The sequence below is a fragment of the Streptomyces sp. NPDC094032 genome (assembly GCF_040303965.1).
Classification (GTDB): Bacteria; Actinomycetota; Actinomycetes; order Streptomycetales; family Streptomycetaceae; genus Streptomyces.
On sequence record NZ_JBEOUE010000002.1, the window covers coordinates 491,649 to 516,101 of the forward strand.

General features: G+C 69.7%; 26 protein-coding genes. 14 read left to right on the forward strand and 12 right to left on the reverse strand.

The window, feature by feature from the left end; all coding sequences use genetic code 11:
* Positions 1-41: 41 nt before the first annotated feature.
* From ABTZ54_RS05330 to ABTZ54_RS05345, 4 genes are all read right to left on the reverse strand, one after another.
* Positions 42-1,289 (reverse strand): phage tail family protein, encoded by a 1,248-nt coding sequence (locus ABTZ54_RS05330; protein ID WP_351657444.1) that lies wholly within the window; start codon positions 1,287-1,289, stop codon positions 42-44.
* On the reverse strand, positions 1,286-2,488 hold the full coding sequence (locus tag ABTZ54_RS05335; protein WP_351657446.1) for a phage tail protein: 1,203 nt from the start codon (positions 2,486-2,488) through the stop codon (positions 1,286-1,288). The genes ABTZ54_RS05330 and ABTZ54_RS05335 overlap by 4 nt, the downstream gene beginning before the upstream one ends.
* Before the next feature lie 29 nt (positions 2,489-2,517).
* A complete protein-coding gene (locus tag ABTZ54_RS05340; RefSeq protein WP_351657448.1) occupies positions 2,518-3,603 on the reverse strand; it encodes a hypothetical protein in 1,086 nt (361 codons plus the stop codon).
* 96 nt (positions 3,604-3,699) lie between these two features.
* Positions 3,700-3,912 carry a hypothetical protein gene (locus ABTZ54_RS05345; protein ID WP_351657450.1) on the reverse strand — a complete coding sequence of 71 codons (213 nt, stop codon included), beginning with the start codon at positions 3,910-3,912 and terminating at the stop codon, positions 3,700-3,702.
* 307 nt (positions 3,913-4,219) lie between these two features.
* On the opposite strand from ABTZ54_RS05345, the gene ABTZ54_RS05350 reads away from it, so the two are divergent.
* Positions 4,220-5,029 (forward strand): hypothetical protein, encoded by an 810-nt coding sequence (locus tag ABTZ54_RS05350; protein WP_351657452.1) that lies wholly within the window; start codon positions 4,220-4,222, stop codon positions 5,027-5,029.
* A gap of 100 nt (positions 5,030-5,129) precedes the next feature.
* Here the strand turns inward: ABTZ54_RS05350 and ABTZ54_RS05355 are convergent, their stop codons facing one another.
* From ABTZ54_RS05355 to ABTZ54_RS05370, 4 genes are all read right to left on the reverse strand, one after another.
* Positions 5,130-5,393: a hypothetical protein gene (locus ABTZ54_RS05355; protein WP_502997181.1), complete on the reverse strand. Its 264-nt coding sequence runs from the start codon at positions 5,391-5,393 to the stop codon at positions 5,130-5,132.
* A 149-nt stretch (positions 5,394-5,542) separates the two neighbouring features.
* The gene (locus tag ABTZ54_RS05360; RefSeq protein ID WP_351657454.1) at positions 5,543-5,833 is read right to left on the reverse strand and encodes a hypothetical protein; all 291 of its coding nucleotides are present in this window, start codon (positions 5,831-5,833) and stop codon (positions 5,543-5,545) included.
* An 88-nt stretch (positions 5,834-5,921) separates the two neighbouring features.
* Positions 5,922-6,533, reverse strand: a complete 612-nt coding sequence (locus ABTZ54_RS05365; RefSeq protein ID WP_351657455.1) for a phage tail tube protein — start codon at positions 6,531-6,533, stop codon at positions 5,922-5,924.
* Between the two features lie 150 nt (positions 6,534-6,683).
* Positions 6,684-7,094, reverse strand: coding sequence for a phage tail termination protein (locus tag ABTZ54_RS05370; protein WP_351657457.1), 411 nt, complete (start codon positions 7,092-7,094; stop codon positions 6,684-6,686).
* Between the two features lie 321 nt (positions 7,095-7,415).
* Here ABTZ54_RS05370 and ABTZ54_RS05375 point away from each other — a divergent pair, with 321 nt between their 5' ends.
* The gene (locus ABTZ54_RS05375) at positions 7,416-8,246 is read left to right on the forward strand and encodes an ATP-grasp domain-containing protein (protein ID WP_351657459.1); all 831 of its coding nucleotides are present in this window, start codon (positions 7,416-7,418) and stop codon (positions 8,244-8,246) included.
* 70 nt (positions 8,247-8,316) lie between these two features.
* On the opposite strand, the gene ABTZ54_RS05380 is transcribed toward ABTZ54_RS05375, so the two are convergent.
* Genes ABTZ54_RS05380 through ABTZ54_RS05390 form a run of 3 tightly spaced genes read right to left on the reverse strand, consistent with a single transcriptional unit; the run spans position 8,317 to position 9,600 of the window.
* Positions 8,317-8,526: a hypothetical protein gene (locus ABTZ54_RS05380; RefSeq protein WP_351657461.1), complete on the reverse strand. Its 210-nt coding sequence runs from the start codon at positions 8,524-8,526 to the stop codon at positions 8,317-8,319.
* Positions 8,520-9,263, reverse strand: coding sequence for a hypothetical protein (locus ABTZ54_RS05385; protein ID WP_351657463.1), 744 nt, complete (start codon positions 9,261-9,263; stop codon positions 8,520-8,522). Before ABTZ54_RS05385 ends, ABTZ54_RS05380 begins: the two co-directional genes overlap by 7 nt.
* Positions 9,256-9,600: a WhiB family transcriptional regulator gene (locus ABTZ54_RS05390; protein WP_351657464.1), complete on the reverse strand. Its 345-nt coding sequence runs from the start codon at positions 9,598-9,600 to the stop codon at positions 9,256-9,258. Before ABTZ54_RS05390 ends, ABTZ54_RS05385 begins: the two co-directional genes overlap by 8 nt.
* Positions 9,601-9,843: 243 nt before the next feature.
* On the opposite strand from ABTZ54_RS05390, the gene ABTZ54_RS05395 reads away from it, so the two are divergent.
* The 6 genes from ABTZ54_RS05395 (at position 9,844) to ABTZ54_RS05420 (ending at position 17,787) form a co-directional block, all read left to right on the forward strand.
* Positions 9,844-10,293 carry a helix-turn-helix domain-containing protein gene (locus ABTZ54_RS05395; protein ID WP_351657466.1) on the forward strand — a complete coding sequence of 150 codons (450 nt, stop codon included), beginning with the start codon at positions 9,844-9,846 and terminating at the stop codon, positions 10,291-10,293.
* 311 nt (positions 10,294-10,604) lie between these two features.
* Positions 10,605-10,976, forward strand: coding sequence for a 30S ribosomal protein S12 (gene rpsL, locus ABTZ54_RS05400; RefSeq protein WP_003948652.1), 372 nt, complete (start codon positions 10,605-10,607; stop codon positions 10,974-10,976).
* A 2-nt stretch (positions 10,977-10,978) separates the two neighbouring features.
* A complete protein-coding gene (gene rpsG, locus ABTZ54_RS05405; RefSeq protein ID WP_046908238.1) occupies positions 10,979-11,449 on the forward strand; it encodes a 30S ribosomal protein S7 in 471 nt (156 codons plus the stop codon).
* Positions 11,450-11,488: 39 nt separating this feature from the next.
* Positions 11,489-13,615 (forward strand): elongation factor G, encoded by a 2,127-nt coding sequence (gene fusA, locus ABTZ54_RS05410; protein WP_351657468.1) that lies wholly within the window; start codon positions 11,489-11,491, stop codon positions 13,613-13,615.
* A gap of 149 nt (positions 13,616-13,764) precedes the next feature.
* Entirely contained in the window at positions 13,765-14,958 is a 1,194-nt protein-coding gene (tuf, locus tag ABTZ54_RS05415) for an elongation factor Tu (RefSeq protein WP_351657470.1), read from the forward strand.
* A 297-nt stretch (positions 14,959-15,255) separates the two neighbouring features.
* Entirely contained in the window at positions 15,256-17,787 is a 2,532-nt protein-coding gene (locus tag ABTZ54_RS05420) for an N-acetylmuramoyl-L-alanine amidase (protein ID WP_351657472.1), read from the forward strand.
* Positions 17,788-17,848: 61 nt separating this feature from the next.
* Here the strand turns inward: ABTZ54_RS05420 and ABTZ54_RS05425 are convergent, their stop codons facing one another.
* A complete protein-coding gene (locus ABTZ54_RS05425; RefSeq protein WP_502997182.1) occupies positions 17,849-19,825 on the reverse strand; it encodes a PIG-L family deacetylase in 1,977 nt (658 codons plus the stop codon).
* Positions 19,826-20,064: 239 nt separating this feature from the next.
* Here ABTZ54_RS05425 and ABTZ54_RS05430 point away from each other — a divergent pair, with 239 nt between their 5' ends.
* From ABTZ54_RS05430 to rplW, 6 genes are all read left to right on the forward strand, one after another.
* Positions 20,065-21,225 carry a hypothetical protein gene (locus ABTZ54_RS05430; protein WP_351657474.1) on the forward strand — a complete coding sequence of 387 codons (1,161 nt, stop codon included), beginning with the start codon at positions 20,065-20,067 and terminating at the stop codon, positions 21,223-21,225.
* A 25-nt stretch (positions 21,226-21,250) separates the two neighbouring features.
* Positions 21,251-22,075, forward strand: coding sequence for a hypothetical protein (locus ABTZ54_RS05435; protein WP_351657476.1), 825 nt, complete (start codon positions 21,251-21,253; stop codon positions 22,073-22,075).
* Positions 22,076-22,497: 422 nt separating this feature from the next.
* Positions 22,498-22,806 carry a 30S ribosomal protein S10 gene (gene rpsJ, locus ABTZ54_RS05440; RefSeq protein WP_003948644.1) on the forward strand — a complete coding sequence of 103 codons (309 nt, stop codon included), beginning with the start codon at positions 22,498-22,500 and terminating at the stop codon, positions 22,804-22,806.
* A gap of 11 nt (positions 22,807-22,817) precedes the next feature.
* Positions 22,818-23,462, forward strand: coding sequence for a 50S ribosomal protein L3 (gene rplC / locus ABTZ54_RS05445; RefSeq protein ID WP_351657478.1), 645 nt, complete (start codon positions 22,818-22,820; stop codon positions 23,460-23,462).
* Positions 23,463-23,469: 7 nt separating this feature from the next.
* Positions 23,470-24,120 carry a 50S ribosomal protein L4 gene (gene rplD / locus ABTZ54_RS05450; RefSeq protein WP_351657480.1) on the forward strand — a complete coding sequence of 217 codons (651 nt, stop codon included), beginning with the start codon at positions 23,470-23,472 and terminating at the stop codon, positions 24,118-24,120.
* Positions 24,120-24,443 carry a 50S ribosomal protein L23 gene (gene rplW, locus ABTZ54_RS05455; RefSeq protein WP_024755407.1) on the forward strand — a complete coding sequence of 108 codons (324 nt, stop codon included), beginning with the start codon at positions 24,120-24,122 and terminating at the stop codon, positions 24,441-24,443. Before rplD ends, rplW begins: the two co-directional genes overlap by 1 nt.
* The last annotated feature ends 10 nt before the right edge of the window (positions 24,444-24,453 follow it).

Below are 24,453 nucleotides of genomic sequence, written 5' to 3' on the forward strand. Positions count from 1 at the left end.
GTCACCTCACTTCTGAGGGGTGTCGGGTGGGTGGGGGCGCGTCAGGCGTGCGCGGCCATGAGGAACAGCAGGTCCTCGGCGGTCGACCGGGGTCCGGCGCCGGCGTCCTCGTGGAACTCCCGGATCCGGTACGGCTGCCGGGGCGCCTCGTCGGCCGCCGGGACGCGGCGGCTCTCCAGGACGGTGAGGGGGTCGATGCGCGGCGCCGAGTCGGCGCCGGGGAAGACGACACCGCCTTCGGCGAGCATGGGGATCTTGGGGATGTCGACGCCGAAGTGCTTGCCGAGGAAGTCGAAGCTCAGCTTGTTGAGGCCGTCGATGATCCAGTTGGCGAAGGCGATGAGGCCGTCGATGGGGCCCTTGACGACGCCGATGACGGCGGTCAGGGCGCCCTTGATCAGTTCGCCCATGCCGTGCAGGGCCTTGCCCACCGCGTCCTTGGCGTTGCGGAAGAACCCGGGGATCTTGTCGGTGAACAGGGACAGGATCGGGTGGATGACGTTCTTGATCGAGCTCATCGTGCTGGAGGCGATGCCGCGCAGCGAGTTCACCGCGGAGGTGACGATGGACCGGGTGTTGGAGAAGCCGTTGACGGCGTCACCGATGATCTTCAGGGCGGTGGTGAAGAGGGTCAGATAGGCCTTGAAGTAGTTCGAGACCAGCGTGCCCATCAGCTTCAGCACCGGCTGGAGGAACTTCAGGACGGCCTGGAAGCCCTTCAGCGCCTGCTGCATGACCTGCTTGATGATCCGCTGCCCGGTCTCGGTGTTGACCGCGTACTCGATGAGCCAGGCGGCGACCGGGACGAGGATGCCGAGGAGGAAGCCCAGCGGGTTGCCGCGCATGGCGAGGTTGACGCCGGTCATGGCGACCGAGGCGATGGTCATGACCGTGCCGTACGTGTCCATCAACTTGGTGATGGTGTCGGCGAACGGGAGCAGCGGGAGCAGGAGCGAGAGCAGGCCGCCGACGCCGGGGCTGAACCGGCCGACGGCGGAGCCGACGCGGCCCGCCGTGGTGCCGATCTTCCGGATGCCGGCGGCGCCCTTCGACTGGCGCATCCGGCCCAGGGAGCCGGCCGCGCCGGCCGCGGCCGTCCCGAAGGTCCGTACGGAGGTGCCGGCGTTCTTCAGACCGGCGGCGAACCGGTCCATGCCGCCGGCCGCGCCGCGCGCGCCCTGTTGCAGCCGCTTCAGACCGTCGCCCGCCTGACCGAGACCACTCCTGAGCGAGGACATCACCGGGGTGACGCCCTGGAACAGGCGCGGGGAGACCGCGGCGGCACTCATCCGCGTGCCTTCGCCAGGTACATCAGCGCGTCCGCCGTCGACTGCGGGTCACTGTTGCGGGCCGCGTGGTAGTGCTCGATGTGCAGCCCGGCCCCGGCGCCGCCGCCCGCCTGCATCTGCGCCGACATGCGGGCGCGGCGGGCGGTGAGGGCGAGCAGCCGGTCCAGCTTGGAGAGCGGGAGGACGGCCTCGGCCTCGCCGGCCTCGGCGATGATCGCCGGGACACCGCCGGAGCGGGGCATGACGACACCGCCGGTGGCGAGCATCGGGATGGTCGGGATGTGCACGCCGAAGGTCTTGCCGCCGACCAGCGGCACCCAGCCGGGGACGCTGACCTTGACGCCGTTGACCGCGTTGATCATGCGGTTGATCAGGCCGATGACGGCGTTGATGGGTCCGGCGACGGCGCTTCTGATGCCGTTGAAGGCGCTGGACGCGATGCCGCTGAGGGCGCCCCAGATGGAGGCCATCTTGTCCTTGACGGCCTGGAAGGCGCTGGGGATGGCGCTCTTGACCCAGTTGACGACCGGCGTGATGACGGCCTTGATGCCGTTCCAGACGGTGCTGATGACGGCCTTGATGGCCTTCATGACGGTCGTGATGACCGTCTTCCAGATGTTGACGTAGGTCTTGATGACGGTCGCGACGGCCTTGACGACGACGGAGATGGCGGTCTTGATGCCGTTCCACACCGTCTTGATCAGCTGGCCGGCCTGCTTCATGATCGGGCCGATGGCCTTCATGACCGCGCTGATCACGACCTTGATGGCGTCGAAGGCCTTCTTGATGACCTTCTGCATCGTCTTCGACTGCATGGCCATGTCGACGATCTTCTCGATCAGCGGCATGAACAGCTCGATCAGGCGGGCGAGCAGGTTGCCCTTCATCGACTTGTTGAGCTTGTCCTGACCCTTGGCGGCCTTGCCGGCGCCGGTCTCGTACTTGCCCATCTTGGTGCCGGCGGTCTCGGCGGTCCTGCCCGCCTTCGTCATGGACTTCTCGGCGTTGTCCGAGGCGGTCTTGAGGGTCTTGAGCTGGGTGCCGGAGCCCTGGGCGTTGGTCTTGAGGTTCTTGAGCTGCCCGTTGGCCGAGTTCCCGGCGTCGCCGACCTTCTTGACCGAGGTGGCGGCGCCGGTGGCCTGCGTCTTCATGTTGCGCAGGGCGTCGGACGCCTTCTTCGTGGAGCTGAGGAGAGACATGGGTTACCTCCTTTCGGGTGGGTGGGGGATCAGGTGGTGCCGAGTTCCGATGCGGTGCGCTGGGCGGCGAGACGGAGGTTGTTGAACGCCTGGGCCACGTCGCCGCCCGCCTTGGCGAGCCGCTCGGCGGCGCGCGCGGCCGAGGAGAGGCTGCCGGACTTCGGGATCTTCTTCGGATCGAAGTGGCGCTGGGCGCTGGCCAACTTCCCGGTGGCGGTGGCCATTTCCCTGATCGCGGCGGGGTTGGCCGAGGTCATGGCCAGGTTGAGCTTCTCGATCTTCTTGGGGTCCGGCACCTTCTTGGGGTCGTGGTGCTTCACGGCGCCGGTGAGCTTGCCGAGGGCCTTGGCCGTGGCGGTGACCTTGTCGGTGTCGATCGCGTCGACGGCCAGCTTGACCTTGTCGATCGCGTCCGCGGCCTTGTTGACGTCGTTCACCTTGGGCAGCTTGCGGAACTCCGAGATGAACTTCGGCGCCTCGGTGTTGAACTTCTCCAGGTGCGGGTTGAGCGTCGAGAGCTGGTTCCGCAGGCCGTCGAAGTTCGTGCCCGCCGGGATGTCGGCGAGGCTGGTGCCGCCGTTGAAGACCCTGCGCTCGCGGTTCTCGACGTCCGTGCGGTTCTGGAGTCCCCAGCCGCCGTTCTCGTTGGCGGCGAGGACCCGGCCGCCGGTGACCGCCGCCGTGATCCGCCGGACGAGATCGATCGACTTCGCGGCCAGCAGCAGGCCGATCGCGGGGATCGCGAGGCCCATGAACGCCGAGATGAAGTACGGCACGATGATGCCGAAGTTCTTGCCCTCGTAGATCTTCTCGACGCCGGCGGCGACTCCGTCAAGTCCGGCCGCTTCGAGCCACTCCGTCACGGGGGCCTTGGTGACCTCCTCGTGGATGTCGCCGATCTGCTTGATCCACGGAGCCGCGGATTCCTCGGTGATGACCTTGGGCGTTTCGCCGATGAGGGAGTTCTTGAGCCGGGAGACGAAGGTCAGCTTCTCCTCGAACTTCTTGTCGTCCTTCTCGTCCTGCTCCTTGTAGGTGAACTTCTCGGTGGTCTCCAGGAGGGAGTTCTTCAGGTCGGAGATCTCTTTCGAGAGCTCCGGGATGGTTTCTGCCATGGTTGCTCCGCATCCGGCCGGTAAGGGCCAAGCGCCGAAAAGCCCCCGCCGAAAGGGACTCGGCAGGGGCTCGTGCGGGGAGGGGCGGTCGGGCGGCTAGGCGCCGGTGTCCCGGCGGGAGCCGTGGCGCACGGTCGCGAGGGCGTCGTTCCAGCCCGCCGTGTACGCGAGGGACTCGTAACGGCTGACCTCGGCGTACAGCGTGCCGAGCAACGCTCTCTTGTCGAGGGCGACGGGTCCGTCGAGGAGCTGGCGGAGGCGGTCCTGGAGCGGGATGTGCGGTCGCGCTGCCTCGGCCTGCTGAGTCATGGACGCCTGCCTTCCGTTTGCTTGCCCGTGCGTGCGTGGCGGCGCCGCGGAGTGAGGAGCGGGGGCACCACGTGTTCGAACTACTGTGCGAACAGAGTGTGGAACACCTGTTCGGTGTTTGTCGAGCGCGAAACGCTTGACGGTGTGTCTCCCTGGGGGTTTCCCGTACGGGTTGGTCCTTGATCGGAGCTTGTGTTCGACCGGGGTACCCTGGATGGCGCGTTCCCCGGACCTGACACAGTCGGGGAGCGGCGGGGCGCGAGGGGCGCGCGGGGACCCCAGGGGGCGTGGAAGGCAGTGCTGACGCATGGACACCGAGCCGGGAGCTAGCCGGCGGGAACGGGCCGTCGACTGGCTCGAATCCCACCCGGATCTGCCCCATCTGTTCGCACGCCTCGCCGAACTGGTCCATGTCTCCGGATACGCCCCGGAGGACCTCGTCGTGCTGCCCCGGACCGAGGTCGACCGCCGCGAGACCGCCGCGTTCACCGGCGGCTGGGCGGAGGCCGTCTCCGACGAACTGCCGCGCATCCGCAGGGAGTACGAGAAGCGCGTGGCCGACGCCTACGCGCAGGGCCAGGGCGACGCCCGTGGTATACGCCGGCCCGAGCGCCGCACGGACGCCCCCCAGGACGGCGCCCGCGTCATCTCGCTGCCCTTCGCCCGGCTCCTGGAACCCCCGGCCGCCGTGGTCCAGGCCGAGGAGCGGGTCCGCAGGGAGCGCGAGCTGTTCGAACAGCGCCCCGAGCACGAGTACGTACCCGAGCCCGAGTCGCAGCCCGAGCGGGCGCCCGAACCGGAGGCCGTCGCGCAGCCCGCGCCCGCGGCCGAGCCGGACGCCGAGCTCCTGGTGACCGCCCAGGAGAGCCGCGCCCGCAGGACCGCCCAGCCGGTACGGAAGGTCGTCCGCGGCAAGGGCGGGCGCCCGATCGTGCCGCCGCTCACCAGCGTTCCGGTCCAGGCCGGGGCCGGGCCCGACCGGCGCGGCGGCGAGGCCGCCGAACCGGACGCGCGCGCGAGCGCGCGAGGGCGCCGCCTCTCCGACCGGGCCAGGGCCCTGGAGGAGGACCTGGCCGCCGAGCGAGCACAGGAAGCGCCCCCGGAGCCCGCTCCCTGAGAGGGAACGGGCCCCGAGGGCCGTGGGGGTGTGGCTTCGGAGGCGCGGCTTCGGCGGTGTGGCCTCGGCCTCGGCCTCAGCCTCAGTCTCAGCCTCAGTCTCAGCCGAAGAACCGGGCGAGCTGCCCCGGGGAGATCGCCTCGTCGGCGCCCTCCTCGCGCGGGCCGTCGCCCTGCTCCTCGCCGTCCGCGTCCGGGACGCCCGGACGCGGGACGGGCTTCGGGAACTCGGGCGCCTCGTCGTCCTCGCTGGAGTTGACGCACGAGAACATCCAGTTGGCGACGGCCAGATGGTCCACCGTCGCCGCCAGGAGGTGATCGGTGAGAGACCACTCCGCGGCCTCGCCGTGTATCTCACGCTGCACGGCACTGTCGTGCGGCAGGTGCTTGATCAGCACGGCGACCCGCCGGCTGGAGAGGTCTCCCCGGTACCAGTCGAGGAGATCGGTGGCGTAATAGCGGAGCAGGTCCGCTTCGAGTGCCTCGGCGTGTTCGTCGACGAACTCGACGAGGCTCAGCTTTCCCCCAGGCCGAGCCCGGTCTCCTTGCCGTAGGCCTCCAGGATCGCGGCGACGTCCTGCATGGTGATGTCGTGCTGCTCGAAGCGGGCGAACTGCTCCTCACCCATCAGGAGCGCGAGCAGGCCGTCCACGTCGTTGTCGTCCAGCTTGCGCAGCGCCTTCGCGGTCGCGCGGGAGAGCTCGGTGGGGAGGGTGTAGGACTCGCCGTCCAGCTCGAAGGACCAGGAACGGCCGGTGGCTTCCAGGCGCTGGGCGCGAGCGGCGTTGACGTCGAAACGGGCCATGGTGATGCGTACTCCTTGTTCGGGCGGGTGAAGAGGAGAGGGGTGGGGCGGGACGGCACTCGGCCGTCCCGCCCCGGGTGGAGAAGGATCAGACGGTCGCGGAGTACTGGCTGTCCTTCATGATGAAGGTCGCCAGCGGCTTGCCGTCGCCCTTCGACATGGCCGTGAAGGTGATACCCAGCTGGGACGCGGCCTTGCGGCCCAGCTTGATGTCGTCGGTCGCGGTGACCTGGCCGTTCGGGATGATGAAGCGGTACTTGACCACGGTGGAGCCGCCGGCCTTGACGTCGGTGAACTCCAGGCCGAGGGCGCGGACGTCCGCGAACGGACGCTCGGCGATCTCGTAGCGGTAGGTGTCCACGGCCGGGGCCGCGTCCTGCTTGACGGCGTCGCCGCCCATGAAGAACGGCAGCGTGTCCTCGTTGAACTGCAGCATCGAGAACTTCAGCGACAGGTCACGGGCCGAGTAGATGTAGTGGATCGGGGAGACCGACTGCCACGAGTCGATGGCCTCCAGCTTGTCCTTCTTGGAGAAGGTCACGCCGTCGCTGGAGGTGAAGCCGAGGTCCTTCCAGCCCGCGCCCGTCCAGTCGGCGGCGGAGTCGGCGCCGAAGGCGGTCGGGGCGGCGTTGCCCGCGGTGGCGACGTAGAGCTTGCCGGCACCTGCGACGCGGATCTCGGCGGAGTTGTTACCTGCCATGGTGATGTTTCTCCTTGATGAGAGGGGTGTGGGAAAGCACCGCCCCGGAGAGCCGGATGTCCGGTCCCGGGTACGGCAAAGGCCCCGCCGGTCGGCGAGGCCTGGTCTGTGGGGGCGGCCGTCACGGAGGTGACGGCCCGCACGGGACCGTTACGGAGCGACGGTCAGGGAGAGCTGGATGAGGCAGAGGTAGCGGTTGGCGCCCCGGTAGAGGTAGTCGGGCGTCCAGCGCGGACCGTCCATCTCCTCCACGTCCTGGACGAGGCTGTTGCCGAGCGCCTTGCCGAGCGTGCCCAGCAGCGATTTGCGGGCGGCGTTGGCGAGCAGGTGGGCCGCGGGCTTGGTCGGCGCGTAGACCTCGAACTCGATCAGCGGCTTGTCCAGGTGCAGGTCGCCGATCCAGGCGCCGCCGCGGCGGTTGACCAGGACGGCGCTCTGCGTCCCGTCGAAACCGGCGGGCGCCTGGGCGGCGACCGTGGCACCGGCGAGCGCCGGGTCGGCCTTGAGGACGTCGACGACCAGCTTCTCGACGTCCGGGAACGCACTCGGGGGAGTGGTCATGACGGTTCTCCTCGGAGGAAGGGGAGGGTGCTGCGGGCGGGGTGCCGTCCGGGGCGCTCACGCGGGGGAGGGGAGCGGGGGCGCGGAGCGCGGACCCGGACGGCGAACGGCGAAGCCGCCGCCCGTCCCGCGGGCGCAGCTCCGCCGCTGCACCAACTGTGACAGAGAGCGTGCGCGCACGCAACTAGTTCGGGGATCCGGGCCGGAATTCCTCGGGGATTCCCTGGAGATTCCTTGGAGCAGCGGCAGTCGTACGGCTCTGACCTGGGGATTCGCCCAGCGGATAGGTTGGCCCGGTCGTCCCCGAACAAGGAGCCGCCCGTGCCCACCGCCCGCCGCCCCCGTCTCCTCTACGTCACCGACCTCGCCTACCCGGCCCGCGGACGGCGCTACTGCGACGAGGACATCGACCTCACCGCCCGGCTCCGCGCCGAGTTCGACCTCGCGCTCTGCCACCCGCGCGACGCCGCCGCCCTCATGGACGCCTTCGACGCCGTCGTCGTCCGCAACAGCGGGCCCGTCCTGCACTACCAGGAGGCGTACGACGCCTTCCGCGCTCGCGCGGGCGCCCTCGGCACCCGGGTCTACAACCCGCTGCACGGGCGCGGCGACATGGCCGGCAAGCGGTACCTGCTCGACCTCACCGCCGCCGGGCTGCCCGTCATCCCGACCGTCGACCGGGCCGAGGACCTCGGCCGGCTGCCCGGCGCCGGGACGTACGCGGTCAAGCCCAAGGCCGGCGCCGACTCCATAGGGCTGCGCTTCCTCCCGTACGAGGAGCTCGCCGGACTCGCCTACGGCGACGTCCTCGTCCAGCCGCGGATCGACTTCCGGTACGAGGTGTCCTTCTACTTCGTCGACGACCGCTTCCAGTACGCCCTGTACGCCCCCGACCCCGCGAAGCGCTGGGAGCTTGAGCCGTACGAGGCCGACGAGGCCGATCTGCGCTTCGCCCGCCGGTTCGTCGACTGGAACACCCTCGACCACGGCATCCAGCGCGTCGACGCCTGCCGGACGCCCGAGGGCGAGCTGCTCCTGGTCGAGCTGGAGGACCTCAACCCGTACCTCTCCCTCGACCTCGTACCGGAGGCCGTGCGCGAGCGCTTCGTGGCCGCGCTGAGCGAGTCGCTGCACGCCTTCCTCAAGGTTTAGGCGCGGGGGAACGCAGAAGCGCCCCCCGTCTCGTACGAGACGGGGGGCGCTTCGTGCTTCTGCGGATTCCTCAGGCGGTACGCGGGCGGCGGCGGGCCGCTCGTTCCGCGGCGAAGACGTCCTCCAGGCGGAACAGCTGCGCCCGGCCGGCCTTGCCCGCGGCCCGCAGGTGGCCCAGCTGGACCCACTTGCGGATCGTCGCCGGGGCGACCCCCGCCTCCACGGCGGCGAGCGTGCCCGGGATCAGCGCCGGCAGGGAAAGCGCGGTCGAGCTCAGCATGAGGTCTCCTTCGTGTCGTCCATCGCCGCTTCGATCTCGTCCGTACGCGTGCCCGACGCGTCCGCGAGCTCCGTCCACGCGTCCTCCGGCCACAGGTGCCGGTAGGCCGGGTCGTCCTGGCAGCCGCAGGCCTCGTCGGCGCACACGCACGCCGGGTTCACGCACAGCACCGCGCGCCGGTCCGGGAAGGCCCGCAGCGACACCGAGTCGCACCAGGGGCAGCGCCCCGACACCCGTACGACCGTCTCCGCGTCGCCCAGCGTCCGCGCGCAGCGGCGGGCCATCCGGCGGATCTCGTCCCGCACGTGCCGGGCCAGCACCGGGTGGGCGGCGATCGTGTCCAGCGTCCCGGTGACCCGGCGCAGCCGCTCCACGACGCCCGCGCGGCGCGGCCGGGGCAGTCCGAGCCGGGCGCAGACCGCCTCCTCCAGCTCCACCACGCCGTCGGTGATGTCGCGGATCGCGTCGGAGATGTGCAGGCGGATCGGGGCGGCGCCGTGGCCGGGCACGGAGAGGCCGTGCCGCTGCTCGAGGAGCAGCGCCTCGCGGCGCTCCGCGCGGATCAGCTCGTCGCGCCCGGGGTGGGGGGCGGTCGGCGCGGTCCCGGCGGGGGAGCGGCGGCCGGGGGCGAGCTCCTCGGCGAGCTCGGGGAACTGCCGGACGAGGGAGGCGGTCCAGAGCACGATGTCCCGGACCACCCGCTCGTCGGCGGGACCGTCGTACACGTGCTCAGCCACGGTCGCCTCCGGCGAGGGCGGCGCCCGCGGCGTCGAGGGCGAGCGCGGTGTCCATGGCGGTGTCCGTCGGGGTGGCGCCGTCCGGCGTGGCCGGCTCGCCGCGGCGGCGGCGGGGCTTCACCGGGCGTCCGTTGCGCCACAGGCGGCCGGCGCAGACGCCGTCGAACCAGCTCTCGGCGGGGGCGACGGCCGTCTCGCACTCGCGGCGGACGGGGCAGACGGCGCAGGCGCGCAGGGCGGGGGCCGCCTCTTTGCCGCGGCGTGAGAACACGACGGACGGGGAGAGGTCGGCACACGCGGCGGCGGCCTGCCAGGGGGAGGAGTCGGGCTGGTGCAAGGAGGTTCTCCACGTTCCGGGGCCCCAGACGCCCCTGAGGCCAGTGGGGCCCTTGGGACTCAGGAGACCGACGAGTGCGGCGGCGAGAACACTGACATGTTGCGTGCGAGCTCGCAACTATCTTTGTGGGGACTCCTTCACCGATTCGACACGGTTGCGTGCTCGAAAGCACGTAATTCCGTGCGCGCAAGCACGCTAAAGTAAGGGGCTCGAAGGGTGGGGGAGTTAAGGGAGCGGTACACCATGAGCACTCAAGGGCTCGACGAGTTCGCAGGCTGGGTCGAGGGTCTGATGCGAGCGCGCGGCTACGACATCGACAGCCCCCGCGGCGGTGGGAAGTCCCGGATCGCGGACGAGGCCGGAGTGCACCGTGCCGCCGTGACCCGGCTGCTGCAGCGGCAGAGCATGCCCGACCTGGAGACCATGCGCAGGATCGCCCCGCTCCTCGGGGTCTCCGTCCGCGACATGCTCATCCGGTCCGGCCGTGTGACCCCGGAGGAGCTGCCGCTCGCGGCGGACCTGCTCCCGCCGGGGGACTGGCAGCCGACCATGCAGGACTTCGCGCGCTGGCTCGGCGTCCCGGACGAGCGGATGGAGGTCTTCGTGAAGGTCGTCACCCAGTTCCTGGAGCCCGAGGCGGAGGGCGCCGACACCCGCACCGCGGGCGAGTCCCGCCGCGCGGCCCAGGACTGACCGGCGCGCTCCTCGCCCGCCGGGTCGCCCACCGGTCCGGGGGGCGTTCTCCCGCACCGCCCGGACCGGCCTGCGCGTGGCCATTTGTTTTGACCGGAGTCCATGCGATAGGTACGCTCATGCCTTGTGCCTGGGGTGTGCCCGGAGTCGTATGCGTGTCCTCAACCGCAGACCGAGTCCGAGACCGGCCACCGCAATCCGCGCCCCTCTCCGCCTCTGGCGGAGGTGCGCCGGATTCGACACACCCGACCGCGTGGGTCGGCGATGTTCCAGGTTAGTTTCACCGACGGTACACAGAAACCGGAGAAGTAGTGCCTACGATCCAGCAGCTGGTCCGGAAGGGCCGGCAGGACAAGGTCGAGAAGAACAAGACGCCCGCACTCGAGGGTTCCCCTCAGCGTCGCGGCGTCTGCACGCGTGTGTTCACGACCACCCCGAAGAAGCCGAACTCGGCCCTCCGTAAGGTCGCGCGTGTGCGTCTGACCTCGGGCATCGAGGTCACGGCCTACATCCCGGGTGAGGGCCACAACCTGCAGGAGCACTCGATCGTGCTCGTCCGCGGTGGCCGTGTGAAGGACCTTCCGGGTGTTCGCTACAAGATCATCCGCGGTTCCCTCGACACGCAGGGCGTCAAGAACCGTAAGCAGGCTCGCAGCCGCTACGGCGCCAAGAAGGAGAAGTAAGAATGCCTCGTAAGGGCCCCGCCCCGAAGCGCCCGGTCATCATCGACCCGGTCTACAGCTCTCCTCTTGTCACCTCGCTGATCAACAAGATCCTGCTGGACGGCAAGCGTTCCACCGCCGAGCGCATCGTGTACGGCGCCATGGAGGGTCTTCGTGAGAAGACCGGTGCTGACCCGGTCGTCACGCTGAAGCGCGCTCTCGAGAACGTCAAGCCGTCCCTCGAGGTCAAGTCCCGCCGTGTCGGTGGCGCCACCTACCAGGTGCCGATCGAGGTCAAGCCCGGTCGCGCGTCCACCCTGGCGCTGCGCTGGCTGGTCGGCTACTCCCGCGCCCGTCGCGAGAAGACCATGACCGAGCGCCTCATGAACGAGCTCCTCGACGCCTCCAACGGCCTCGGTGCTTCGGTCAAGAAGCGCGAGGACACGCACAAGATGGCCGAGTCCAACAAGGCCTTCGCGCACTACCGCTGGTAGTCGCAACCCACATCGAGACCGAGAGAAGACTGAAGCCTTATGGCTACCACTTCGCTTGACCTGGCCAAGGTGCGCAACATCGGCATCATGGCCCACATCGACGCGGGCAAGACGACCACCACCGAGCGGATCCTGTTCTACACCGGCGTTTCGTACAAGATCGGTGAGGTCCACGACGGCGCCGCCACGATGGACTGGATGGAGCAGGAGCAGGAGCGTGGCATCACGATCACCTCTGCTGCCACCACCTGCCACTGGCCGCTCGAGAACGTCGACCACACGATCAACATCATCGACACGCCGGGCCACGTCGACTTCACCGTCGAGGTGGAGCGTTCGCTGCGCGTGCTCGACGGTGCTGTCACCGTGTTCGACGGCGTGGCCGGCGTCGAGCCCCAGTCCGAGACCGTCTGGCGTCAGGCGGACCGCTACGGCGTTCCGCGTATCTGCTTCGTCAACAAGCTGGACCGGACCGGTGCCGAGTTCTTCCGCTGCGTCGACATGATCGTGGACCGCCTCGGCGCGACCCCGATCGTCATGCAGCTCCCGATCGGTGCCGAGGCCGACTTCCAGGGCGTCGTCGACCTCGTCCGCATGAAGGCTCTCGTCTGGTCCGCCGACGCGAGCAAGGGCGAGATGTACGACGTCGTCGACATCCCGGACACCCACACCGAGCTCGCCGAGGAATGGCGCGGCAAGCTGGTCGAGGCCGTGTCCGAGAACGACGAGCAGCTCATGGAGCTGTTCCTGGAGGGCGTCGAGCCCACCGAGGAGCAGATCTACGCCGCCGTCCGTCGCATCACCATCGCCTCGGGCAAGGGTGGCGACACCACGATCACCCCGGTGTTCTGTGGCACCGCGTTCAAGAACAAGGGCGTCCAGCCCCTGCTCGACGCGGTCGTGCGCTACCTCCCCTCGCCCCTGGACGTCGAGGCCATCGAGGGCCACGACGTCAAGGACGCCGAGCTGGTCGTCAAGCGCAAGCCGTCCGACGACGAGCCGCTGTCGGCCCTCGCGTTCAAGATCGCGAGCGACCCGCACCTCGGCAAGCTCACCTTCGTCCGGATCTACTCCGGTCGCCTGGAGGCCGGCACCGCGGTGCTGAACTCCGTCAAGGGCAAGAAGGAGCGCATCGGCAAGATCTACCGCATGCACGCGAACAAGCGTGAGGAGATCGACTCGGTGGGCGCCGGCGACATCGTCGCCGTCATGGGCCTGAAGCAGACCACCACCGGTGAGACGCTGTGCGACGACAAGAACCCGGTCATCCTGGAGTCCATGGACTTCCCGGCGCCGGTCATCCAGGTCGCGATCGAGCCCAAGTCCAAGGGTGACCAGGAGAAGCTGGGTGTCGCCATCCAGCGTCTCGCGGAGGAGGACCCCTCCTTCCAGGTTCACTCTGACGAGGAGACCGGCCAGACCATCATCGGTGGTATGGGCGAGCTTCACCTCGACATCCTCGTCGACCGTATGCGTCGCGAGTTCAAGGTCGAGGCGAACGTCGGCAAGCCGCAGGTCGCGTACCGCGAGACGATCCGCAAGGCCGTCGAGCGCGTGGACTACACCCACAAGAAGCAGACCGGTGGTACCGGTCAGTTCGCCAAGGTGCAGATCGCGATCGAGCCGATCCTGGACGGCGACGCGTCGTACGAGTTCGTGAACAAGGTCACCGGTGGCCGCATCCCGAAGGAGTACATCCCTTCGGTCGACGCGGGTGCGCAGGAGGCCATGCAGTTCGGCATCCTGGCCGGCTACGAGATGACTGGCGTCCGCGTCATCCTTCTCGACGGTGGCTACCACGAGGTCGACTCCTCCGAGCTCGCGTTCAAGATCGCCGGCTCGCAGGCCTTCAAGGAGGCCGCGCGCAAGGCTTCTCCCGTCATCCTTGAGCCGATGATGGCCGTCGAGGTCACCACGCCCGAGGACTACATGGGTGAGGTCATCGGCGACATCAACTCCCGCCGTGGCCAGATCCAGGCCATGGAGGAGCGTCACGGTGCTCGCATCGTGAAGGGCCTCGTGCCCCTCTCGGAGATGTTCGGCTACGTCGGAGACCTCCGCAGCAAGACCTCGGGTCGCGCAAGCTACTCGATGCAGTTCGACTCCTACGCCGAGGTTCCGCGGAACGTCGCCGAGGAGATCATCGCGAAGGCCAAGGGCGAGTAACTCTTCCGAGTTCACGCTTTAGGCTTGACACCAGTCGCCGGGGTTTCACCCCGGAACCCCGAGGACGGGCCCCGGCGACTGGCATCCCAGCAAAGATCACCTGGCGCCGATGAAGCAAGGCGTACAGAACCACTCCGCAGGAGGATTCAGTGGCGAAGGCAAAGTTCGAGCGGACTAAGCCGCACGTCAACATCGGTACCATCGGTCACATTGACCACGGTAAGACGACCCTCACGGCCGCCATTACCAAGGTGCTGCACGACGCGTACCCGGACCTGAACGAGGCCTCGGCCTTCGACCAGATCGACAAGGCTCCCGAGGAGCGCCAGCGCGGTATCACGATCTCGATCGCGCACGTCGAGTACCAGACGGAGTCGCGTCACTACGCGCACGTCGACTGCCCCGGTCACGCTGACTACATCAAGAACATGATCACGGGTGCCGCGCAGATGGACGGCGCCATCCTCGTGGTCGCCGCCACCGACGGCCCGATGCCGCAGACCAAGGAGCACGTCCTCCTTGCTCGCCAGGTCGGCGTTCCGTACATCGTCGTCGCCCTGAACAAGGCCGACATGGTGGACGACGAGGAGATCCTGGAGCTCGTCGAGCTCGAGGTCCGTGAGCTCCTCTCCGAGTACGAGTTCCCGGGCGACGACCTGCCGGTCGTCCGCGTCTCGGCGCTCAAGGCGCTCGAGGGCGACAAGGAGTGGGGCGAGAAGCTCCTCGGCCTCATGCACGCCGTGGACGAGGCCATCCCGCAGCCCGAGCGTGACGTCGACAAGCCGTTCCTGATGCCGATCGAGGACGTCTTCACGATCACCGGTCGTGGCACCGTCGTCACCGGTCGTATCGAGCGTGGTGTCCTCAAGGTCAACGAGACCGTCGACATCATCGGCATCAAGACCGAGAAGACCACCACCACGGTCACCGGTATCGAGATGTTCCGCAAGCTGCTCGACGAGGGCCAGGCCGGTGAGAACGTCGGTCTGCTCCTCCGTGGCATCAAGCGCGAGGACGTCGAGCGCGGCCAGGTCATCATCAAGCCGGGCTCGGTCACGCCGCACACCAACTTCGAGGCCCAGGCGTACATCCTGTCGAAGGACGAGGGTGGCCGTCACACCCCGTTCTTCAACAACTACCGCCCGCAGTTCTACTTCCGTACCACGGACGTGACCGGCGTCGTGACCCTCCCCGAGGGCACCGAGATGGTCATGCCGGGCGACAACACCGCCATGAGCGTTGAGCTGATCCAGCCCATCGCCATGGAGGAGGGCCTCAAGTTCGCCATCCGTGAGGGTGGCCGGACCGTCGGCGCCGGCCAGGTCGTCAAGATCACCAAGTAAGTTCTCACGAACTTCGGTGGTTTGACCTGGTAGCTCGACAGAGCACCTGGAAGGGCCCCGCACCGCTTAGGCGGAGCGGGGCCCTTCTCTTTACCCACCCCAGTGGCAGGCGCAAACCTGACGTGCCGTAGCATGCGGCCGGTCAGCCGTGTCATGGCCACATACAGGGGTGGAGACGACTTGAGTTCGGGACGTGGAGTACGTCGCAAACAGAGCAAGCGTGTACGTCGTACGGCGATCGCGGCGGCCCTCGCCGCGGCTACGGTGCTGGGGTTCCAGGCCGCGGCGAACGGTGCGGTGTTCGGAGAGGCGGGCGCCACGCCCGAGCCCCCGAGCGTCTACAGCGCCAAGGGTGACGAGACCGGACCCGTCAAGAGCGAGGTCCAGAAGCTGGCCCTGACGATCAAGGGCCACGGCGAAGCGCTCCTGTCCCAGCGTGGCACCCAGCGCTTCGGCCTCCTCGGCGTGTCCTGGACGGACCCCGAGGCGAAGATCAAGGGCAAGATCCAGGCCCGGTCCCGCGACGCCGAGACGGGCGAGTGGACCGAGTGGATGGACCTCCAGCCCTACCCCGCGCTGCTCGACGGCAAGCGCGCCGGCGCCCGCGGCTCCACCGAGCCGATCTGGGTCGGCGCCTCCGACGGCGCCGAGGTGCGGGTCACCGACGGTGCCGCCAGCGGGACGCTCCCGGCCGGCCTCCGGCTGGACCTGGTCGACCCCGGCGCGCCCTCGAAGGCCGCCGGTGACCTGAACGCGGAGAACACGGCCTTCCGTGCCGACCTCCCGCCGACCCCGACCGGTCCCCCGTCGTCGGCCCCGCGGCCGACGATCGTCTCCCGCGCCGAGTGGGGCGCCGACGAGACCCTGAACAACGAGGGCCCGATCTACCTGCCCGGCGGGAAGATCAAGGCCGCGTTCGTGCACCACACGACGGACGCGGAGTACAACTGCGCCGATTCGGCGGCGGTCGTCCGGGCGATGCACGTCTACCACGTGAAGACCAACGGCTGGCGCGACCTCGGCTACAACTTCCTCGTCGACAAGTGCGGCACGATCTTCGAGGGCCGCCAGGGCGGCGTCGACCAGCCGGTCCTGGGTGCGCACACCTACGGCTGGAACTCCGAGTCGACCAGCGTCTCGATCATCGGCGACTACACCAGCAAGGCCGCGCCCGACGCCGCGCTCGCCTCGGCGGGCAAGGTCATCGCGTACAAGCTGGGCCAGTACGGCGTCAGCCCGGCCGGCAAGGCCACGCTGACCGCCGGTGCCACCCAGAAGAACTTCTTCGGCACCCAGTTCACGGCCGGCCAGACGTACAGCTTCGACGCGGTCTCCGGTCACCGCAACGGCTTCAACACCGAGTGCCCCGGCACCATGCTGTACCCGCAGCTGCCGGAGATCCGCTCGTACGCCACGGCGGCCGACGCCAAGCTCAAGATCGACTCGATCGGCGGCGCCGCGACCTGGAACGGGAGCGGGTACGACACCGCCGGGCCCGCGACCGTGAACTGGTCCACCGTGACGTCGAACGACCTCATCGACAAGTTCGATGTGCTCGTCGACGGGGAGGCCGTCACCTCGGCCGCGGCCAACGCCCGCAGCGTGGTGACTGCCGTCAAGGGCCCCGGCACCCACAAGGTGGCCGTCCGCACCACGTACAAGACGGGCAGCACCACGGTGTCCTCCGCGGTCGACGTGACCAGCACGGAGAAGACCTTCAAGCCCGTTGCCCCCACCCGCCTCATGAACACCATCGCGGGCGTCGGGGTTCCGAAGGCCAAGGTCGGCGCCGGCAAGGAGGTCGTTCTCCAGGTCGCCGGTGTGCAGGGCATTCCGGCCAATGGCGTCGGCGCGGTCGTGCTGAACGTGACGGCCACCAACCCGACGGCGTCCAGCTTCGTGTCGGTGTACCCGAACGGGACGCCCCGTCCCACCACGTCGAACCTGAACTTCAAGGCCGGCGTGTCGATCCCGAACCTCGTCGTCGTCCCGGTCATCGACGGCAAGGTGCGGTTCTACAACCACGCCGGCTCGGTCGACCTGCTCGCCGACATCACCGGCTACTACACCAAGGACGCCGGCGGTTCGACCTTCGCCACCACCGGGCCCGCGCGCATCATGAACACCATCGCGGGCCAGGGTGTGCCGAAGAAGCTCGGCGCCGCGGCGACGGCGTCCCTCCAGGTCACGGGCGTCTCCGGGATCCCGTCCAAGGGCGTCACCGCAGTCGTGATGAACGTGACGGCGACCAACCCGACCAGTGCCGGGTACGTCTCCGTGTTCCCGAGCGGGACCGCACGGCCCAGCACCTCGAACCTGAACTTCAAGGCGGGCCAGTCGATCCCCAACCTGGTGATCGTCCCGGTCGGCGCCGACGGGAAGGTCAGCTTCTACAACCACGCCGGTACCGTCGACCTGCTGGGTGATGTCACCGGCTACTTCACCACCGACACCACCCAGGCGAAGCACGTCAACATCGGCCCGAAGCGCCTGATGAACACCATCGCGGGCGAGGGTGTCCGGAAGGGCAAGATCGGTGCCAAGGAGGCCGTCACACTCCAGGTGACGGGTGCCAACGGCATCCCCGCCAGTGGCGTCACCGCCATCGTGATCAATGTGACCGCCACCAACCCGACCAGCTCGGGCTGGGTCTCGGTCTACCCGAGCGACCAGACGCGGCCGCCCGTGTCGAACCTGAACTTCACCGCCGGACTCTCGATCCCGAACCTCGTGGTCGTCCCGGTCAGCCCCGACGGGAAGGTCAGCTTCTACAACCACGCCGGCTCGGTCGACCTGCTCGCCGACATCACGGGTTACTTCACCAAGTGACCTGAGCTGTAAAGGCTGTTGAGGGCCCGTCTCCCCTAGGGGAGACGGGCCCTCAGCGCGTTCAGGGGCGCCAGAACCACGGCCGCGCGTCCGCCCCCAGGCCGATCGCCGCCCCCTCGTGCGGGACCGGGTCGCCGACCGGGGCCGGGCCCTTCGTGCGGGTGTGGGTGCGGCCGTCGCGGTGGAGCTGGACGTGGTGGTGGAGGTCGCGGCCGACGAGGAGCGGGCCGGGGGTCGCGGACAGGAGGCCGTAGCCGTCGAAGGCGGGGGCCGTGCCGGTCGTCGTGCGCAGGCGGGACTCGGCCGGGCGGCGGTAGAAGACCTGGACGCCGTCCGCCGCCGGGACCGCCGCCACCGGGTCGCCGGCGAGGGGGAGCGGGGCGGCGGGGGAGCCGTCGATCCAGTGGCGTACGGCGTCACGGCCCGCGGCCAGCAGGTGCACCCGGCCGGCGGCGTCGGTCAGCGCGGTCAGGCCGTCCTGGAGCTCGCCCTGGGGCGGGAGCGCCCGCCACGGGCCCCAGGCGCCGTCGGCCGCCCGTACTCGCGTGGCCACGCCCTTGTCCGCGTCGCGTACGAAGAGGTGGACCCGGCCGTCGGGCGCCGTCACGGCCACCGGCGCGCCGATCCGGCGGCCCCGGTCGTCGGAGCGCTCCGGATTGCCCAGGCCCCGCCAGGCCAGGAAGGGCCCGCCGGGGGAGCGCTGCTCCAGGACGACGAGCTCGCGCCGGTTCGGGCCGCCGCGCCCGGCCAGGGCGGCGAAGCGCACCGCGAAGAGCAGCACCCGCCCGTCGCGGAGCACCGCCCGGCCCAGCGCGGGCGCCAGCGGGCCGCCGCCCAGGTCCTCGGGCGCGCCGAAGCGCCCGGAGCCGGGGGCCGTCTCGCGCCAGCGGACCGCGCGCAGCCCGAGCACGCCGTACGCGTCGAGCCGCCCGTCCGGCCCCCCGGCGACGGCGGGGCCCTGGGCGGGCCAGCGGTAGTGGGTGGAGCGCACCCAGCCCTTCCGGTTGGTGAGCGGCCGGTCGCCACCGACGCCGTAGTCCCCGCACCCGGAGGGGTTGCCGCACTCCCAGGAGGGGTCGCCCCCGTAGGGGACGAGGTGGGCGGCCTTCTCGGCGAGGACCGTCGGCGGGAGGTTCTTGGGCCAGTGGCGGTTGTAGTAGCCCCGGAAGGACGTCGTGGTGAACGCCGGGACGGGCTCCCCGGCGGCGGTGGCGTCGGCGACCCGGCGCAGCAGCGCCGCCCAGGTGAAGCAGGCGACGGCGGTGTGGTCGCCGTGGTCGGAGTAGCCGGGCTGCTCGCTGTCCCGTTTGCTGGTGGCCGCGTCGCTGTGCTGGATGTCCGGGTCGGGGTCGAGGGTGTGCACGACCGTCGGCCGGTACGTGGCCAGGAGCCCGGCGAGGACCTCGGTCAGGCCGTCGTGGTCATAGGTGTCGGAGCGGGTCACGGGGGAGTCCGCGGACAGGTGGGTGCGCACGTCGAGCGCGCGGTCCTCCCACAGCGCGGGGAGCGCCATGTAGCGGCGCGAGGTGTGCATGGGCAGGTTGAGGAAGACCAGCTCGACCCGGCGCCCGCCGTACGCGAGCGTGTCGACCTCGGCCCGCCGCCCGCCCGCGAGCCCGGTGATTCGTTTCTGCCAGGGCGTGAAGCGGTCCGCGCCGAGCGCCTCCGCGTACGCCTGCCGCAGGCCCTGGTGGCGGGCGGAGGAGTAGGCGGCCCGGTCGGGCGGGGTCTCGGGCATGCCCTTGATCCAGTTCTTGCCCGTGTGCTCGCCCGCCGTGACGTACACGGAGACGAGCGGGACCCCGGCGTCGAGCAGCCGCTGGGCGTCGGGGTTCATGAAGTACAGGTCGTCGTCCGGGTGGGCGGCGAACTGCATCAGCAGCGCCCGTCCGCCGTACGAGACCGGCCGGCCGGGCGCCGGGTCGGCGCTCTTCTCCAGGCGGGGCCGGTCGGGTACGGAACATCCCGCCGCCGTCGCGGCGGCCACCGCGACCGCGCCCGCGAGCACTCCGCGCCGCGCCACTCTTCTGCTGTCCACCGGTGTACGTCCCCCGTGCGTCGTGCTGCGTACTGGGCCTTGTGCGTCTGGCTAGACGGCTTTTCGATTCCCCGGGTTCTACGGTAGGCGGCCGTTCGTACGTCCGATTCACCCGGTCACGAACTGATCAAGAGGTCTGATCAGGCCTTTCCGCCCCCAGAGCGGCGTGAGAACGTCCGGATCGCACGATGTGACACAGCTACACAGCTACACAGCAGCACCGGGGTGGGAACAGAAGCATGAGTGAGAAGCCGTCCGTCTCCGACGAGGAATGGGCCTCGTTCGTCGAGTCCGCGCGCGAACAGGGACTCGGTACGCAGGCCCAGGACAAGCTCCTGAGGAAGGCCAAGGCCCCCAAGCGGCCGAAGCCGCCCAAGGCGCCCAAGCCGCCGAAGCGCCAGGAGCCGGCGGGCTGGCGCACCGGGCCCGCCTGGCAGGAGATCAACGGCACCGGCCGCCGCAGGCGCCGCGCCAAGGCCGCGCTCGGCATCACCCTGGTCGCCGCCCTCGCGCTGGTCGCCGTACGCCCCCAGCTGGTCACCGACCACCTGCCGGAGAGCATGACGTCCGCGCTGCCGTCCAGCTGGACCGGCCGCCCCGAGGACACCACCCCGCTCGCCGCCGAGACGGCCCGCCCGACCGCGCCGCCGGAGACGGTCGACCCGCACCGGCCGACCCTGGAGGAGCCCTTCAAGGGCTCCCCGGCCCTGCGCTGGGCGAACGGCGCGGCCGGTATCGAGCCGCCGCCGGCGAAGGCGACCGGCTGGATGTCGAAGGACCAGGTCACGACCGCCCTCAAGCGCTCCAAGGAGTTCCTGGTCGCGTCGAACCTGGACCCGGCGACGCTCGGCGGCAAGCGCCCGGACGCGGCCATCGAGCTGCTGGACCCGCGGCAGGAGGACGTCCGGGGGGTCGTCGACCGGATGCTCACGAAGCCGTCCGAGAAGCACAACCCGATCTGGCTGTTCAGCCGCTTCGACCCGGCCGAGACACGGCTCGTCGGCCACGTGGTCAAGACGCGCGGCCGGATGACCCTGGCCGAGGGGAAGCAACCGGGCGAGGTGCTCGTCCACGCCGACTACACCTTCGTCTACCCGGTGGTGAAGACCCGCCCCGGCTTCGACGAGGTGGCCAGGACCATCGTGCGCCGCCAGATGACCTTCGCCCTGTACGACCCGTCCAGGATCCAGGCGACCCCGGGCAAGCTCTTCGTGCTCCGCTGGGACTCGACCGCGTACAACGACGCCTGCTCCCGGCGGGCGACGGGGTTCCTGCACCCGGAGTTCAGCGAGGACTGGGCCGGCAAGGCACCGAACACCGGGCCCGACCACGACCCGTACGACCGGACCAAGGACCTCGACCACGAGGCGAAGGGGTGCGGGCGGGTCTCCCGCACCTGATCCGCCCGTCGCAAGGAACAGAAGCATGCCCTCCCGCCGTACCGCATCGCTCACCGCCGCCGCCCTCGCCCTGGCCGCCGTCACGGCGCTGCTCCCGGGCGAGCCCGACCGTGCCCCCGGACCCGTCGCCGACGGGCCGGTCACGGCCGCGGAACCCTTCCGGGGCTCGCCCGCCGCCGCCTGGGCGGACGGTGCCGCCGGGATCGTCCCGCCCGAGGCCAGGGCGGTGGGCGGGATGTCCCGGAGCCAGGTCGCCGTGGCCCTCGACCGGGTGGCGGACTTCCTGGTGGCCGCCAACCTGGAGCCGCAGGCGCTCCGGGGCGAGACCTCCCTGCCCGCGCTCTCCCTGATCGACTCCGAGGACGGCGCCCGCGCCGAGGCCCAGGGCTGGCTGGAGCGCCCCGACGTGGACCGGGGGAACCCGCTGTGGCTCTTCACGCGCTTCGACCCGGCGGAGTCACGCCTGATCGGCGCCGCGAAGACCCGGGGCACGATGACCTTCGAGGCGGCCCCGGACCCCGGAGCCGTACGGATCAGGGCGGTCTACACCTTCGTCTACCCCGTGGCGGACGCGGTGCCCGGGCGGGACCGGGCGACGCGGGCGATCGTGCGCCGCGACGTGACCTTCGACGTGTACGACCCCGAGCAGTGGGACATGGACTCCGGCACCCTCACCCCCGTCGCGTACGCCTACCACCTGGCCAACCACGACTGCGGGGCCTTCAACGGGGTGGTCCATCCCTGGTTCGGCGGGGAGGCGGTCACGCCCGGCCGGGGGATCGACCCGTACGCGACGGACGTGGCGGTCGGGGAGCTGCCGGGGGACTGCACCGGGGTCTCGCGACTCTGAGCGCGTGCCCCTGCGTGTTCCGCTACGTGACGTGGGGTACAGTCTTCGCCCCCGATTGGCGGCGGGATGGCCGCGTATGGCAGACTGTCGGGGTTGCTCGGTTGAGTGCCGATGCTGCGCGCCTCCCGTCGGGAGGACCGGAAGCGAGTCCCACAGTACTCGTCGCCTCCAGGGGCGGACGTACGGGAATCTTCTGGGAAGCGTCAGCGGGGTGCCTGCCAGGCACTCGGTGGGTGTTCCACCCCCGTCTCGCGGTCCACGGCCCGCATCCCCTTGGTTGGGAATTCTTCCGGGAATTCTTCGTAGAGGGAATGCGACACGCCCGACCGCGTGGGTCGGAGGAGGGGCGGTGTTCTTCGCAAAAAGGACACAGCCGGCCGGGTTCCAGAGCGTTACGACAGAGACAGGACTACGAAGTAGCCATGGCGGGACAGAAGATCCGCATCCGGCTCAAGGCCTACGACCACGAGGTCATCGACTCCTCGGCGAAGAAGATCGTCGAGACGGTGACCCGCACTGGTGCGTCGGTCGCGGGCCCGGTGCCGCTGCCCACTGAGAAGAACGTGTACTGCGTCATCAAGTCGCCGCACAAGTACAAGGACTCGCGCGAGCACTTCGAGATGCGCACGCACAAGCGCCTCATCGACATCCTCGACCCCACGCCGAAGACCGTCGACTCGCTCATGCGTCTCGACCTGCCGGCTGGTGTCGACATCGAGATCAAGCTCTGAGGACGCGCGAGATGGCTAAGAACATCAAGGGCATCCTGGGCGAGAAGCTCGGCATGACGCAGGTCTGGGACGAGAACAACCGGGTCGTCCCGGTGACCGTCGTCAAGGCCGGCCCGAATGTCGTCACCCAGGTGCGTACGAACGACAACGACGGCTACGAGTCGGTCCAGATCGCCTTCGGCGAGATCGACCCGCGCAAGGTGAACAAGCCCCTCAAGGGCCACTTCGCCAAGGCCGACGTCACCCCGCGCCGCCACCTGGTGGAGCTCCGCACCGCTGACGCCTCCGAGTACACGCTCGGCCAGGAGATCACCGCCGAGGTCTTCGAGGCCGGCGTGAAGGTCGACGTCACCGGTAAGAGCAAGGGCAAGGGCTTCGCCGGTGTCATGAAGCGCCACAACTTCCGTGGTGGCAAGGCTTCGCACGGTGCCCACCGCGTGCACCGCAAGCCCGGTTCCATCGGTGGCTGCGCCACCCCGGGCCGTGTCTTCAAGGGCATGCGCATGGCCGGTCGCATGGGCAACGAGCGTGTGACCACCCAGAACCTGACCGTCCACGCCGTTGACGCCGAGAAGGGTCTGCTGCTCATCAAGGGCGCCGTCCCCGGCCCGAACGGTGGCCTCGTCCTGGTCCGCACCGCGGCCAAGGGGGTTTGAGGAACCGATGAGCACCATTGACATCCTGTCGCCCTCCGGCGACAAGACCGGCACCGTCGAGCTCCCCGCGGAGATCTTCGGCGCGAAGGTCAGCGTCCCGCTGATCCACCAGGTCGTCGTCGCGCAGCTGGCCGCCGCCCGTCAGGGCACGCACAAGGTCAAGACGCGTGGCGAGGTCCGTGGTGGTGGCCGCAAGCCGTACCGCCAGAAGGGCACCGGCCGCGCCCGTCAGGGCTCGACCCGCGCGCCTCAGTTCGCCGGTGGTGGCGTCGTGCACGGTCCCGTGCCGCGTGACTACTCGCAGCGGACCCCGAAGAAGATGAAGGCCGCCGCCCTCCGCGGTGCCCTGTCGGACCGGGCGAACCACTCCCGCATCCACGTCGTCACCGGCGTGGTCGAGGGTGAGATCTCCACCAAGGCCGCGAAGACGCTGTTCGCGAAGATCTCGGAGCGCAAGAACCTGCTCCTGGTCGTCGAGCGTTCCGACGAGGCCGCGTGGCTGTCCGCCCGCAACCTGCCCCAGGTGCACATCCTGGAGCCGGGCCAGCTCAACACGTACGACGTGATCGTCTCCGACGACGTGGTCTTCACCCAGGCCGCCCTCGAGTCCTTCGTGTCTGGCCCCCAGACCGCTGAGACCGAAGGGAGCGACGCCTGATGACTGAGGCCGTCGTCACCAGCAAGACCTTCTCGGACCCGCGCGACATCCTCGTCAAGCCGGTCGTCTCGGAGAAGAGCTACGCCCTGCTGGACGAGAACAAGTACACGTTCATCGTCGCGCCTGGCTCCAACAAGACCCAGATCAAGCAGGCCGTCGAGGCGGTCTTCTCGGTCAAGGTCACCGGGGTCAACACGATCAACCGCCAGGGTAAGCGCAAGCGCACCAAGGCCGGTTTCGGCAAGCGCAAGGACACCAAGCGCGCCATCGTGACCCTTGCCGAGGGCAACCGTATCGACATCTTCGGCGGTCCGACCGCCTAAGGGCGGTCTG